We start from the raw sequence: 13,717 nt of genomic DNA, 5'->3' as shown, positions 1-13,717 counted from the left end.
GGACGAATTCGTCCTAACGGGACCCCTCATGGCCATAGGTCAGTTCCGGTCGCCGCCGGTCTTCCAGTCATCCCACGACATCTGCCACACCGACCACCCGTCGGTGGGCTCCAGCACCTGCGGGCCGGAGTTGGTCACCGTGATGATGTCGCCCTTCTTCGAAGTGTCCATCAGCCACTTCGCGTTCTCGGTCGACAGGTTGATGCAGCCGTGGCTCACGTTCCGCTTGCCCTGCGAACCGACCGACCACGGCGCCGAGTGGTAGAAGATGCCGCTGTTCGACATGCGCACCGCGTACTTCACGAACGTCCGGTAGCCGGCCTTGCTGTCCGTCGGGACGCCGTACGTGCTGGAGTCCATCGTGTACCCGGTGTGCTCGCTCATCACCGTGTAGGTCCCGGCCGGGGTGCTGCTCGACGGCTTGCCCATCGAGATCGGCATCTGCTTGACCTCTTGGTCGTTCACCACGACCTTCATCTGGTGCGTGCCACCGTCCGCGGTCGCGACCAGCTTGTCACCGACGACCACCTTGGCTGGCTTGTCCTCGCGGCCGAAGGTGTTGTTGCCGAGGTTCTTCCCGTAGATCGCCGCGTTGACCGAGATCTTCGTGCCGGGCTTGAAGTACTCCTTGGGCCGCCACATCACGGTCTTCTCGCCGAACCAGTGGAACGCGCCTTCGGCCTGCGGTTCGGTGACGATCTTCAGCGCCTTCTCGGTCGCGGCCTTGTCCGGCACGTTGCCGGTGAAGGTGAAGATCAACGGCAGGCCGACGCCGACCGTCTCGCCTTCGACCAGGTTGATCGAGACACCGATCTGGCGGCCCGGCTTGGCCGTCGAGAACGTCGAGGTCGCGGTGACCGGCTTGCCGTCGGTCCCGGTCGCGGCCGCGGTGACGGTGTAGGTCTTGCCGTAGCCGAGCGGTTCCGCCGACTCCCAGCCCGTACCGTCTTCCTTCGGCTTGCCCGCGACGACCTTGCCGTCGGTGCCGGTCAGTTTGACCTCGCCCACCTTGCCGTCGGCCACGGCCACCGTGACCGGCTCGCCGGGCGCCACGTTCGCCGCCCCCTGCGCCGGGGTCAGCGTCATCACGGCCGGCTTCGGCTCCGGCGCGGGCGCCGCACTCTGCTGCGAACCCCCAGGAGCACCACCCTGCGACGGCGATTCACCCGACGGTGTACTGCTGCACGCGGCCAGTGTGAACCCGGCCACCAATGCCACCACAGCCACCCGCGACCGCCCCGTCGCTCCCCAGACCCTCATGCACACCGCCCGTTTCGCGTGGTACCAACCCCAACGTCTGGCTATAGTCTGCCTGACCGGCCGCAACGCTCGCGGCCGGATGGCCGAATACGTCCCGGCCCGGCGTTAGGGGACCCCCCTGAAACGGGTCCCAGCCACCCTGTGTTAATGTTTTCCACGTCGCCGAGGGGACACCAAAGCGGCGGAACAAGCAGGCGCCATTAGCTCAATTGGCAGAGCAGCTGGCTCTTAACCAGCGGGTTCGGGGTTCGAGTCCCTGATGGCGCACACCCAAACCCCACGTTTTCGGTTTCGATGACGTGGGGTTTTGTGCTATTCGGACGCCTTTCTTCCACTTCCTTCGTGTCCATTGTGGTCTGATCCGCGCCCGAGACGAGCCCGAGCTGTCGGGCAGGGTTCCTGGAAATGAGTTTGACCGTGGCCTCGGCCGCTGCGAGTGCGATCTCCGGCAGAACCGTGGTGCAGGTGTCCATGGTCACGGTGATCGAGGAGTGCCGGAGCATGGCCTGAACGATCTTCATGGCGGCGAGGGCGAGCGTGGCGGCGCCGTGCCGAAGGTCGTACAGGCGGATAGGCGGGCAGCCCGGCTTGGCGGACGATCTCGCAGAACCGGTCGGTGACATCGGCCGGATGTAGAGGATTCCCGTCTGGCCGAGTAAGCAGCAGCCCGCTGACGCCCCAGGCACTGCCGAGCCGGGCCTTATCCGCGTCCTGACATGCGATGTGCTGCGCAGGACGAGGACGGTGTTCGTGTCGAGTGCGACGAGGCCTTCCGACGAGATGGTCTTCGGCTCCGGTGACGCCGCGTCCAGGTAGGTGTCTGCCCTGCGTTGTCCACACGCCCGCGGGCCAGGCCGTGGTCCGGCCGATCCCTGATGCGTGTGCGGTGGTCGTCAGATCGACAACAGCGGGCAGCGCCGCGACCTCGGCCAGGGTCGACGTCGTGAACCGCTCGGCATCCAGGTTCACGACTCCACCAAAGCACCGGCAAGCCGGCGCACTCCTCATGCCTGCGCCGAGCGGGCGGGGCAGCAGTCGACCAGGCGCCTCCGGGGTTCTTTCCCGCGCAAGCGCCGCGATGTGCTGTGCACCGTCGGCAGCACGGCTCGACGGCGACCACGGCAACGGATACGAAGGTCAGCTTGGTCCCTGCGCCGGGAGCAGCAGGCGAACGTCGCGGGAAGAAACACACTCCCGGGCATGAAGTCGTCATCTTGACGCGGACGACATACGTCACCGGCATGACGGCGCTCATGGCACGGCTGCAACCGGGATCCACAGCAGGTACGGAGCGTCGCCTTCAGCAACGTAAGCCCATCCGCCGTCCCGCAATGCCCGAAAGCTTCCTTCACACGCCGCGGTCGGGAAGAGCGTTCGTGGTGGGCCTATCCAGAACACCTGATACCGCACCGGGAGCACAAGTCGGTGTGGCAGTCGGAACCACCGTGTAGCACCGCGTCGCCAGGTGAGCAGCATTCCAGCCATGACGACGAGGCTGGGCAAAGCGAGGTACGGACGAAAGAGCGGTCCCAGCTCGGTATCGCAACTTGTCAGGAGCCACCACGTTCCCGCGAGGCACGAGCTGATCGGCCCAGCTCCGCACCTGGACACGGGTCCGACCGCGAGTTTCACCGGGTCTGTGAAGACGGACAACTATCCGAATTTCTGTCGCATGACAACACTGTCCATGCCGGAAAGATCTTGCCTCACTCGATCGTGCACGCGAAAAGGACCGGTGTCGAACAGGGCGATGACGCCCCGCCCGACACCGGTCGGTTACTCAGAATCCGAGAGCGAAAGCCCTTGGCGCGGTCACCTCTTCATTGAAGGCGAAATCGCCGTGCCAGAGAACGGAGGCGCCCACGAACTTCGCCCCATCGGACGCTCCGACATAAACGTCCGCTCTCGTGCCGCGTGTGTAAGTGACAATGTCGGCCTTGCCGTCACCGGTGAAGTCGCCGATCGCGGGCAACTCCGTCCCATAGGCGAAGTTGTCGTGCCACTTCACGGAATTTCCGACGAATCTCGTACCGTTCGAAATCGCCACATAGACATCGGCCGCCGTCCCACGGGTGAAGACCGCGATGTCGTCCTTGCCATCGCCGTCGAAATCACCCGACGCTGGGATCTCGTCACCGAAGGCGAAATCGCCGTGCCATTGCAGGGAGTCGCCGACGAACTTGCCGCCGTCCGAGAACGCCACGAAGACGTCGCCCGCCGTGCCACGGGTGAAGGTGGCGATGTCATCCTTGCCGTCTCCGTCGAAGTCACCGACCACGGGAACTTCGGCGCCGCCGGCGAACCGGCCGTGCCACTTCACCCCGTTGCCCACGAACTTCTTGCCGTCCGACAAGGCGACATAGACCGAAGCCGTCGTCCCGCGCGTGAAGACCGCGATGTCGTCCTTGCCGTCTCCGTCGAAGTCACCGACAGCGGGAATCTCCTCGCCGAACGCGAAATCGCCGTGCCACTGCTGCGAGTCACCGACGAACTTGCCACCGTCGGACAGCGCCACATACACGTCACCGAGCGTTCCGCGGGTGAAGGTCACGATGTCCGTTTTGCCGTCGCCGTCGAAGTCGCCGGCGAGCGGCACCTCGTTGTTCGTCGCGAACCTGTCATGCCATTTGACCGAATTGCCCACGAACTTGGCACCATCCGACACCGCCGCGAAGACGTCCGCCGTGCTGGTACGGGTGAAGACCGCGATGTCGTCCTTACCATCACCGGAAAAGTCACTCACAGTGGGGACCGGCGTCGTCGCCGAAACCGGGTCCGACACCAGATCCGGCCCATTGGCCAACGTCGTGACGACCCGGTAGTACAAAGTCTTCTTGGCGGGCAACGACTTATGGGTGAAGCTGGTTCCCGTCGTCGAACCGATGCGGCGAGCTTCAGCCACCGGAACCGAGGGCTCCTCCCCCGCGTAGACCCGGTACGTCAACTGTCCCTGCCCCAAAACCGGAGCCCACTTGACCGTGATCGCGTGATCGACCGCCTTGGCCGTCACGACGAACGTCTGCTGCCGGATCCACGGGGCCAAGTCGTCGGTCCGAGTTGCGTTGGTGCCCTGGCGGGTCTCGGTCACAGTGAGACAGCCGTGCTGCCAGGAAGCACCCACCACACCGGCCAGTTCGAACCTGCCCGCCACCTCACGGAAAACCGGACCGCCCGCGTCGCCCTTGCAAGCATCGGCGCCGTTGTCCCCGATGAGGGGAAGATCGTTCGCAGTCGGTGTGCCTACAGTGAACACCGCGGAGTGAAGCTTGTTCGGGACCCATTCGGTGCCGGTGCGCCCATAGCCCGCCAGACGCAGCTTCTCGCCCGCGGTCGCGGTCGCACCGCCCAGCGTCACCGGCGCGATGTCGGTGATGGCCGTGTCGATCCTGGCCAGCATCACGCCGCGACTCGGGTGGGAGACGAGGTTCGTCACCTTGGCGACCTTGCCGGTGGTACCGGAGAGGTCAGTCCTGCCCACGATGGCGGTCGCCGCCTTGGCGGGCACCCCGCCTTGCGGGTTATCGGGGAAGCAGGTCGCGGAGGTCACGATCCATTCCGATGCCACGAGAGCACCGCTGCACGCGCTCCCGTCGATCTCGATCTTCGCGGCGAACCCGTATGCCCCGTCCGCCGCCGCGGCACCGCCGGAAACGGCTTGTGCCGGCCCGGTGACGGCGCCTCCGAACGCTACCGCGGTCAAGGCCGCGAAGGCGAACGCTGTCGTTTTCTTCATGTATCCCCTCGATATCCTGCCTAGGCAGACCGCGATAAACCCATACAGCCGGCCAAGCAAGCAACTACTGAAAGTCCGAACCAAGATTGAGAAGCGTGCGATCCGCCGGCCAAAATCGCCCGTTCAGTTCTTCCATCTTGTCATAGAACTCGTTGCCGGCGAATCTGAGAGCGAACAGCAATTCTTCTTCTCCGGCCGCAGCCGCCACCCTTCCCAGACTTCCACCTTCACATGAAACCAGAATTTGCTTCCTGGCGAGCGGCTCGAGCGCAAAGTAAATGTTCTGTTCAGGAAGACCCATCCTGGCCGGACGCCCATTCCCATATTCGTTGACGATGCTCCCGACGCGTGACCACATCATCACAATGTTGTCGACCAAACGCTGGCCGAGTACCTCCACCCCATTGACCTCGAGCTTGATAGCCCCTGTCAATTCGGCACCTCGTCGCAGCTGAGGCAGGCTGTCGCAGCTGTCGACTTCAACAAAGCTCCCGCCTCGCTCATCGTCGATCCACAATATAGTACCGGCCGTCACCATGCCGAGTCCTCTCACCGCCAGCTTCCGCACTACTGCGGATAGAAGGTGCTGACCCTACCTCCATTCCAGTCCAGTTCCAACCTGTAGGATTTCCCATTGACGATGCCATCCAGACTCTTCTCCCCCCGAAGAATCTTGTCGCGATTCTGATTTAGGACCCTGGTGATCAAGTCCTCGATTTCGTCAACGGTGGTTCGACCAGAAAAGAAGTCCTGCTGCTGCGTCAGGGTGCCATTCCAGTATCGGGGATGATGACGTTCAAGGATGTGCGCCATCCTTTCCTTCGGCAGCAATATCATGCGCTCGCCGATCTGATAACTCCTGGATGCGAAGTCCCGAAGTATGTTCCTTGACAGATCAGCCCGGATTATCTTGTTGGTTAGTCCGCCAGCCGCCCTTAGCTTCAGCATCCTCTCAAGAAGCTTTTCGAAGGCTCGCGCAGAGTTTCCGGGCCCGCTTTCCAGCACCGGATACTTATGCACATTCCCGCTGACTGCGGCGAGTAACGCCTTCAAATCGGCTGAACAGGCGTTCGGCTTTTCCTCGCAGAAGCGCTTCATCAGCAGGGTTTCGTAGTCCCCGCGATTCGGATCGAAGAGGCCGTGGGGCGGGCCGTCCTGGTACTCGTAGCCACCGTCGAACCACCAGGCGTTCATTTCCCGGCCGATGGCTTCGCATTGGGTGAGCCCATAGCTTGCGAACGGCAGCTGCACACCGTTGACGAAGCATTCCCCATTGGTGAACAGCACCATGAGGCCGCTGTCGAACTGTGCTGTCCTGAGATCGGCGGGCCGCTGGTCCGGGGAGGTGCCTGTCCAGGTCCGGAGGAAGTGTTCGGCGGCGTCGCTCGCGGCGCGGCCGGCCTCCTCGGCGCTCTTACCGGCGGCCTTCGCCGCCCTACGAGCGTCCTCGGCGTAACCGGCCGCGCGGGAGGCAGCGCTTCGCGCCGACGCTGCCGAGCCTGCCGCCTTGGTCGCGTACTGAGCGGCTGCGGCGGCGTCCCGCTGTGCGGAGGCGACAGCCTGACGTGCCTGGCTGGCCGACTGGGCCGCCCGGTTGGCCGAGGTCTGCGCCTCAGCAGCGGAGGCTTTGGCCTGGTCCGCGTACTCCTTCGCCTTATCGGCGGAGGCTTTCGCCTGGTCCGCGTAGCCCTTCGCCTCGTTCGCCGCGTTGCGGGCGATCGCCGCCGTCTCCAGCGCACGTGCGGCGGATTCGTTGGCCGCCGCCGCGGACGCCGCGGCTTCGGCGACATACCGACGGACTGTCGCCACGTGCGACGCGATGTCCGAGTCCCGCCGCTCGGCCTGAAGCCGTCCGAACTGGACGAACTCCCGAAGCTCCAGGACGGGCCCGGCCAAGGCGATCTGCGCGGCCGCCTTCACCTCTGCGCCGCCGTTCTGCAGCGCCTGCGCGACCACTATCCGGTCGTCGTGCTCGGCGGCCTCGTACTGACCCGTCCGCAAGAACTCACGCCGCGCGTCGGCGTCACCGTCGAGCGCCGCCTGCGCGGCAGTCCGCACACCCGGCCCACCGGAGGCAAGCAACCGGCTGATCGCCAGCCGCTCATCGTTCTCCTTACCTTCATACGGCTGCTTTCGCAGAAACTCCCTGACCTGCTCGACAGTTCCGCTCAAAGCCGCCAACGCAGCCGTCTTGAGCGCCGGGATCTCGCTCTCGGCGAGATGCCCCACCCTCGCCCGGTCGTCCTGTTCCGCCGCGATCGCCAGACCAGCACGGACGAACTCGGTGACGGCGACCTCGTCCCCAGCGAGAACGCTCTTCGCCATCGACCGGCTGATCGGCCCCGTGTTGGTTTCGGTCAGCTGTCGCAGAGCGACCTTCCGGCCGTTCGCGACGACGGTTTCCCGGGGAGCGCCAGGTGCCGTGGCTTCGGCGATCAGGCGCTTGGATTCCTGGCTGAGACGCAACGACTCCTCAGTGTCCCAAGGAAGTCGTGCAGGAATCGCGTCCGTCGCGGCACGAAGTGCCTGAGCGAGTTCGACCGCTTCTTCGGTTTCAGTGGCCAACCGCTCGGCATCCGCCACGCGAGCCGACTCCTCTGTCAGCTTCGCTTTGGCCGCGGCCGCGGTCGCGCTTTCAGCAGCGACCTTCGCGGCTTGTGCGTGCGCTTCCGACCGAGCTGCCGCATGCTCCGCCTCACCGGCGTGCTGGGCGGCCGCGTTGGCAGCGTCGGCCGCGGCGTTCGCGTGTCCGGCGGACCTGGTCGCCGCTGCGCGGGCTTCATCCGCCGCCGTGGCCGCTTCCCTGGCGAAGGCCACGGCGGCGTTCCCCGCTCGCACCGCACGCGCCGCGGCCCGCTTCGCGTCGGCGGCCGCGCGTTTCGCACGGTCAGCCTCGGCACCGGCCACGTTGGCGTGTCTACCGGCCGCATCGGCAGCCGTGCCGGCCGCGTCGGCGTTCGACGCTGCGCTCAACGCCGCCTGCAGCGCGTTACCCGCCGCCCTGGCTGCGGCGCCGACCGCGGCGGCGGCATCGGCCGCGGCCGTGGCGCTCAACGCGACCGACTTGGCGGTGACAGCCGCTTCCCTTGCGTCGTTGGCCTTCCCCGCGTCAGTAGCCGCACCCGCGGCCGCGTTGTAGGCGCGAGTCGCGGCCTTACCGGCCAGCACCGCGGCCGCGGCAGCACGATTGGCCGCGTTGGCCGCCGCCCGGACCGCCTGACTCGCCGCGTTCGCCGCGCTGATCGCTTCCCGCGCCGACGCGGCCGCACGAGTGGCGGCGTCCGCGGCCCGTCCTGCCGCAGCCGAGGCAAGGTTGGCGTCGTCCTTCGCGGCGGCCGTCTCCGCGGCCGCCCGTTCCGCCGCCTGTTTCGCCAGGCCTGCAGCCTTGACGGCCTGGTCCGACGCCTGTGTCGCCAAGGCGGTTTCGGCCGCCGCACGGTCGCCCGCCTCCTTGGCTGCGGCGGCGAGACTGGCCACACTCGCCGTTTCGTCGTCCCGCTCCCGCGCGACGTACTGACCCGTGGACAGAAACTCACGCAGCTCTTCCGCACCGCCCGAGAGGGCGACCTGCGCGGCCTGCTTCACGGCAGGCCCACCCGTGGCCATCAGCTGCGCCACACGGACACGGTCATCGTGCTGCTGAGCGCCTTCCCAGCCGCTGTGCACGAACTCGGCGATGCCCTCGAACGGACCGTTCAACGCCTTTTGCGCAGCCTCTTTGACACCGGGACCGCCGGTGCTCAGGATCTGCGCGGCCCGAACACGGACATCCTGCTCCCACGGCTCACGCACACCGGTCTCGAGGAACTGCCGCATCTCCGCGGGCGTGCCGCTCAACGCCGCCTGCGCGGCCGTCTTGACCGCAGGACCCGCCGTCGCGAGGAGTTTGGCCATACTGAGACGGGTGTCATGATCACCGGCGTCGCGCAGACCGGACGCCAGGAAGTCCCGAACAACCTGATCGCTGCCGAGCAGGGCGGCTTCCGCCGCTTCCCGGACCGCGGAACCGCCGGTTTCCCAGGCGGCCACCACCTTCGATCTGTCCGATACCTCTTCCTGACCATCATCGGGGACAGGATCGGCGAAGGCCGGGACGGTGCTCACCAAACCCGCCATCAGGGCCAGGATGGCCACGAAGCACAAGAGTGCCGCGAGTCTCGACCTTCTCGGAGTTACGGATCTCGCTTCGAATTCCATGATCACGACAGCGCCCCCCACCGAGCACTCGGAATAAGATTCCGGGCTCAACAGTATCGCGCGCCGTCAACCGAAGGCGCACGATCACGAATACAGATTCATGGCAGATAAAGTGGCGAACAGACCTCGGGTAATACGAATCAGGAACCGGCGGAAACAAATTCCGCAAGCGACGAGTAGCCGTTTTCCGGATTTGCGCCTTCGCCGACCGATGTCCAGGAATTCCTGGGGATGTCCACAACCACTGGCGCATCCTTGATCTTCATCGTCGCTTTCAGCGCGTGATCGTCACCCTTGATCAAGTAGACCCTGGCGAGATCCATGCTGAGGTACCCTTTGGCACCGGTGATCTTGAAGCAGAACGGAACGTTCTTGGTCCGGCTCCACACTTCCACGAGGTTGGCGCCACCGCCGCATTCGGTGAACAGGATATGTCCGTCACCCTTCAACAGGCGAATACCGTGCTGCGCGAAGATCTGATCGGCACCCGGATAGTCGTAGTCCTCCACGACAGGTGGCGGATCGTCCGACGTGGCCGCCTCAGCGGTCGAAACAGAAAGGAATGTGAACGCGACAGCGGAAATAGTGCCCACGCCGAGCATGCGCGAGTAAAACGTCACAATGACGATCCTCCCCTAGACCCCAGTCGGCCTGCAGCCGCTTACTGAGGCCACAGGAATCCTATCCAAGCCTTATTCTGTTAGTCAACAACCGGAGAGCGATACGGCCGAACAGCCCACTCCCGCGGAAGCCGACTCGTGGCGCCGATCTCGATGTGGCCGAAATCGCCGGCCGTAACGCTGACGCACGCTTGTTCGATACCGATGAAGCATGCGATGTAAGGTCCTGCCGCACCTCATCCCCGCTCGCGGCCGACCTCTCGACCCAGCCATACCTCCTTGACCGCGTTCGCCGACAGTGGCGTCATCACGCCCTCTCCCGCACGGCCGAAAGCATCGTCGCGAACCGGCCAGTCTTACGAAATGCAAGAAGGTAAGCAGGTCTGACCACGTAAATCTCAGGCCGGTATTGCCGGCCGAATCGGTCGGACCCCGGCTCGATCATCAAGTTTCAGGCGACCTTCCGTTGAGAAGCAGGCCCAGCCCAGTCGGTGCCGCTACAAGGCCTAAGTCGCGCTTCCGGGTCCGAAAAATCCAAACCCGGTTCTCACGATCCCGAGAAACGCCGCGCCGCCGATCAGCTCGTCGCGGTCCAGGAGAGGGCGGTCTCCGCTGAGACCACCCGCCCGGCGGTCGGCGACGGGAAGTGGGTCCCGAGTACCAGGGTGCCGGTGTCGGCGAGCGAAGCGAGCAGTGAGCGTCGGGTGGCCTCGGCGAGGCCGGGATCGATGTCGACGCAGCTGCCGATGTCCGGGTGGGGGATCTGGACCGGGTGATGGACGCTGTCACCGGTGATCAAGGCGGTCTCGTCGCCACTGCCCAGCCGGACCGCGACGTGACCCGGCGTATGCCCGGGCGTCGGCACGAGCCGGACGCCGGGGGCGACTTCCACGCCGTCGGCAGGGACGTCGACCAGGTCCAGCAAGCCCGCGTCCTCGACGGGGTGCACGGAGTCCCGGAACATCTGCCGCCGGGGTTCGTCCATGTCGTACCCCGCCCAGAATTCCCGTTCCGTCCGGGAGGTCAGGTACCGGGCGTTGGGGAAGGTCGGCACCCACTCACCCGCCACCGCTCGCGTGTTCCAGCCCACGTGGTCGGCGTGCAGATGGGTCAGCACCACCAGATCGACGCTCTCCGGCGAGAACCCCGCGGCCGTGAGCTCGTCGAGATAGCCGGTGCGCAGGTCGTGCCAGGCGGGGTTGGCTCGCCGCTTTCCGTTCCCGATCCCGGTGTCCACCAGGATTTTCAGGCCGCCCGCCGAGATCGCGAAACTGTGGGTGGCCAGGCGCAGTGTCCCGGCGCCGTCGGCGAAATCGGGACGCAGCCACCCGTGCCCGGCGACGACCTCCGGCGTGGCGGCGGGTAGCAGCCAGGGGCCGGTCGACGGCGGCAGCACCACCTCGTCCACGCGTCGCACGGCGAAATCACCCACGGTCCAGGAAGACACGGTCATCCCCTCCTCCAGCTAAACGCAACATATTTGCTTTAGCCGAATCTAGGGCCTAGGGTCGCTTAAAGCAAATCCTTGGCTTTTGGAGTCGACATGTCCGATCTCGGCCCGACCGAAGCGGCGAGCTTGGCCGCCCGCGCTGGGCTCACCCTGCCCACCGAGCGCCACGCCGACGTGGCCGCCACCGCCGGCCACATCCACTCCGTCATCGGAGTCCTGCGCGAACTGGACTTCGGTGACACCGCGCCCTACCGAAGGGGAGACCACGATGCAGCCGTATGAGCTGACACTCGACGCCGCCGCGCAGGCGATCCGGAACCGGGAGCTGTCACCGGTCGACCTCGTCGATTCGGTGCTGGAGCGCATGGCGCGGGTCGACCCGCGCTTGGGCGCCTACGTCACCGTCACCGCGGACCGCGCGCGCGAGTCGGCACGCCGCGCCGAACGAGAGATCGCCGCCGGAGCCCGGCGCGGTCCTCTGCACGGGATCCCGGTGGCGCTGAAGGACCTCATCGACGTCGCGGGCCTGCCGACCACGGGCAGTTCGCGTGTGCGCGTCGGGCACCGCGCCACCGCCGACAGTGCGGTCGCGGCACGGCTGGAGGCGGCGGGCGCGGTGCTCGTCGGCAAGACCCACACCCACGAGTTCGCCTACGGCCTCGTCACCCCGCAGACCGTCAACGCCTGGGATCCCGGTCGTGTAGCGGGCGGGTCGAGCGGCGGATCGGCCGTCGCGGTGGCCTCGGGCACGGCGACGTTCGCGCTGGGAACCGACACGGGCGGCTCGATACGGACGCCCGCGGCGCTGAACGGCGTGGTCGGCCTCAAACCGCCGTACGACCTGGTACCGCGCGATGGCGTCGTCTCGCTGTCGTGGTCGCTGGATCACGTCGGCCCGCTCACCCGCACGGTGACCGACGCGGGGCTCGTGTTGTCCGCGCTGACCGGCCGCGAGCCGTACACAGTGGACAGTGAGATCCCCGGTCTGCGCGTCGGTGTTCCCCGCAACCACTACTTCGAACGCGTCGACGCCGAGGTGGAGTCCACCGTGCGCACGGCGATAGCGCGGCTGGAGTCCCTCGGCGCCCGGCTGGTCGAGGTCGAGATCCCGATGGCGCGCTACATCCAGGCGACGCAGTGGGGACTGATGGTCCCGGAGGCCACCGCCTACCACGAGCGGACGCTGCGCACGACGCCGGAACTGTACGGCCCCGACGTGCGGATCCTTCTCGAGGCGGGGGAACTCGTCTCCGCCGGGGATTACCTGCGTGCCCAGCGGGCGCAAACCCTGATGCGGCGGGAGTGGCTGCGCCTGATGAAGTCCGTCGACGTGATCGCCGCGCCGGCCGTGCCGGTGACCGCGGTACCTACCGGGCAGGAGAGCGTCGCGTGGCCGGACGGCACCACGGAAAGCGTGGCCGACGCCTACGTGCGTCTGTCCGCTCCCGCCAACATCACCGGACTGCCGTCGCTGACGGTGCCGGCGGGCCTGGATTCCGCCGGGCTGCCCATCGGCCTTCAGCTCATCGGCCGTCCGTACGCGGAGGACGCGCTGCTGCGCGCCGGGCGAGCCTACGAGCGGACGGCCGTGTTCGCGGAGATCCGAGCCGGCGCCCTGACGGCTTAAGCTGGACGTCATGAGCCGCAGGTCGATGGTGCGCCCCGGGGGCCGCAGCGCCAGGGTCCAGGAATCGGTGCACGCCGCCGTGCGTGATCTCGAGGCCGAGGCCGGGCGCGACGCGTTGTCCGTGCCGCAAATCGCCGCCAGGGCAGGGGTCACGCCCTCGACGATCTACCGCCGGTGGGGCGATCTCCGTGAGCTGTTGTCCGATGTCGCCGTGGCGCGGCTGAGGCCGGAGGCGCCACCGGAGGACCGGGGCGCGCTCGCCGCGGATCTGGAGGCGTGGGCCGAACAGTTCCTCGACGAGATGTCCTCGCCGCCGGGACGCGCCTACATCCGCGACGCCCTGCTCGGTGACCCGGACGGCACCAACGCCGGCCAGTGCTCGGCGTACGCGGCCGAGCAGATCGAGGTGATCCTCGCGCGGGCCGCCGAGCGGGGAGAACAGGCGCCGGACGTGGAGACGGTGCTCGACCGCACGGTGGCGCCGATGATGTACCGCATCCTGTTCCGGCCGGACGAACTCGGGCCCGCGTACGCGCGGCAGCTGGTGGCGACGCTGGTCGAAGGCGACCGCTGAGCGGACGACCTCAGCGCCGGGCGAGGACGCGCTTTCCCAGCCAGCCGGCGTAGACGGCCAGTCCCGCGAAGCCGGCCTTCCGCGTGGGGGCGGCCGCGATCGCCAGGCCGATGGCGAGTTCGGTGGCGCCGTTGCGGTAGGTCCAGGTGCGGACGTCGTCGGCGAAGGCCATCTTCGTCACGGGTTCGAAGGCCGCCGGCGCGGCGAAGTGGGCGAGGCCGGTCGCGGCGATACCGAGGCCGAGGAGCTTGGACAT

Annotated in this window: 10 protein-coding genes and 1 tRNA gene; 4 read left to right on the top strand and 7 right to left on the bottom strand. The window is 66.7% G+C overall.

Features of this window, described 5'->3' with window-relative positions; translation table 11 throughout:
- Positions 1–39 precede the first annotated feature (39 nt).
- Positions 40–1,260, bottom strand: a complete 1,221-nt coding sequence (locus tag CVV72_RS37535; RefSeq protein ID WP_219149082.1) for an Ig-like domain-containing protein — start codon at positions 1,258–1,260, stop codon at positions 40–42.
- A 194-nt stretch (positions 1,261–1,454) separates the two neighbouring features.
- On the opposite strand from CVV72_RS37535, the gene CVV72_RS37530 reads away from it, so the two are divergent.
- A tRNA-Lys gene (locus tag CVV72_RS37530) sits at positions 1,455–1,527 on the top strand.
- A 1,513-nt stretch (positions 1,528–3,040) separates the two neighbouring features.
- Here CVV72_RS37530 and CVV72_RS37525 read toward each other — a convergent pair.
- From CVV72_RS37525 to CVV72_RS37505, 5 genes are all read right to left on the bottom strand, one after another.
- Positions 3,041–5,077: an FG-GAP-like repeat-containing protein gene (locus CVV72_RS37525; RefSeq protein ID WP_255632386.1), complete on the bottom strand. Its 2,037-nt coding sequence runs from the start codon at positions 5,075–5,077 to the stop codon at positions 3,041–3,043.
- Complete coding sequence (locus CVV72_RS37520; RefSeq protein WP_219149080.1) at positions 5,058–5,531, bottom strand: hypothetical protein; 474 nt, start codon at positions 5,529–5,531, stop codon at positions 5,058–5,060. Before CVV72_RS37520 ends, CVV72_RS37525 begins: the two co-directional genes overlap by 20 nt.
- Before the next feature lie 29 nt (positions 5,532–5,560).
- A complete protein-coding gene (locus CVV72_RS37515) occupies positions 5,561–9,127 on the bottom strand; it encodes a chemotaxis protein (protein ID WP_219149078.1) in 3,567 nt (1,188 codons plus the stop codon).
- A 203-nt stretch (positions 9,128–9,330) separates the two neighbouring features.
- Complete coding sequence (locus CVV72_RS37510; protein ID WP_219149075.1) at positions 9,331–9,810, bottom strand: hypothetical protein; 480 nt, start codon at positions 9,808–9,810, stop codon at positions 9,331–9,333.
- A 577-nt stretch (positions 9,811–10,387) separates the two neighbouring features.
- The gene (locus CVV72_RS37505; RefSeq protein ID WP_219149073.1) at positions 10,388–11,263 is read right to left on the bottom strand and encodes an MBL fold metallo-hydrolase; all 876 of its coding nucleotides are present in this window, start codon (positions 11,261–11,263) and stop codon (positions 10,388–10,390) included.
- Positions 11,264–11,353: 90 nt separating this feature from the next.
- On the opposite strand from CVV72_RS37505, the gene CVV72_RS37500 reads away from it, so the two are divergent.
- Genes CVV72_RS37500 through CVV72_RS37490 form a run of 3 tightly spaced genes read left to right on the top strand, consistent with a single transcriptional unit; the run spans position 11,354 to position 13,461 of the window.
- Complete coding sequence (locus CVV72_RS37500) at positions 11,354–11,542, top strand: hypothetical protein (protein WP_219149071.1); 189 nt, start codon at positions 11,354–11,356, stop codon at positions 11,540–11,542.
- Positions 11,529–12,887, top strand: coding sequence for an amidase (locus CVV72_RS37495; RefSeq protein WP_219149069.1), 1,359 nt, complete (start codon positions 11,529–11,531; stop codon positions 12,885–12,887). The genes CVV72_RS37500 and CVV72_RS37495 overlap by 14 nt, the downstream gene beginning before the upstream one ends.
- A gap of 10 nt (positions 12,888–12,897) precedes the next feature.
- Positions 12,898–13,461: a TetR/AcrR family transcriptional regulator gene (locus CVV72_RS37490; RefSeq protein WP_034315374.1), complete on the top strand. Its 564-nt coding sequence runs from the start codon at positions 12,898–12,900 to the stop codon at positions 13,459–13,461.
- A 10-nt stretch (positions 13,462–13,471) separates the two neighbouring features.
- On the opposite strand, the gene CVV72_RS37485 is transcribed toward CVV72_RS37490, so the two are convergent.
- Positions 13,472–13,717 (bottom strand): hypothetical protein, encoded by a 246-nt coding sequence (locus tag CVV72_RS37485; RefSeq protein WP_219149067.1) that lies wholly within the window; start codon positions 13,715–13,717, stop codon positions 13,472–13,474.

The organism is Amycolatopsis sp. TNS106, from assembly GCF_019330265.1.
In the GTDB taxonomy this organism is placed as follows: Bacteria; Actinomycetota; Actinomycetes; order Mycobacteriales; family Pseudonocardiaceae; genus Amycolatopsis; species Amycolatopsis lurida.
This window is presented reverse-complemented; position numbering and strand designations above follow the sequence as displayed.

Coding starts and splice junctions, on each gene's coding strand:
- CVV72_RS37505 (WP_219149073.1), bottom strand. CDS start 11,263: ATGACCGTGTCTTCCTGGACCGTGGGTGATTTCGCCGTGCGACGCGTG.
- CVV72_RS37535 (WP_219149082.1), bottom strand. CDS start 1,260: ATGAGGGTCTGGGGAGCGACGGGGCGGTCGCGGGTGGCTGTGGTGGCA.
- CVV72_RS37520 (WP_219149080.1), bottom strand. CDS start 5,531: ATGGTGACGGCCGGTACTATATTGTGGATCGACGATGAGCGAGGCGGG.
- CVV72_RS37495 (WP_219149069.1), top strand. CDS start 11,529: ATGCAGCCGTATGAGCTGACACTCGACGCCGCCGCGCAGGCGATCCGG.
- CVV72_RS37485 (WP_219149067.1), bottom strand. CDS start 13,717: ATGTCCAAGCTCCTCGGCCTCGGTATCGCCGCGACCGGCCTCGCCCAC.
- CVV72_RS37500 (WP_219149071.1), top strand. CDS start 11,354: ATGTCCGATCTCGGCCCGACCGAAGCGGCGAGCTTGGCCGCCCGCGCT.
- CVV72_RS37490 (WP_034315374.1), top strand. CDS start 12,898: ATGAGCCGCAGGTCGATGGTGCGCCCCGGGGGCCGCAGCGCCAGGGTC.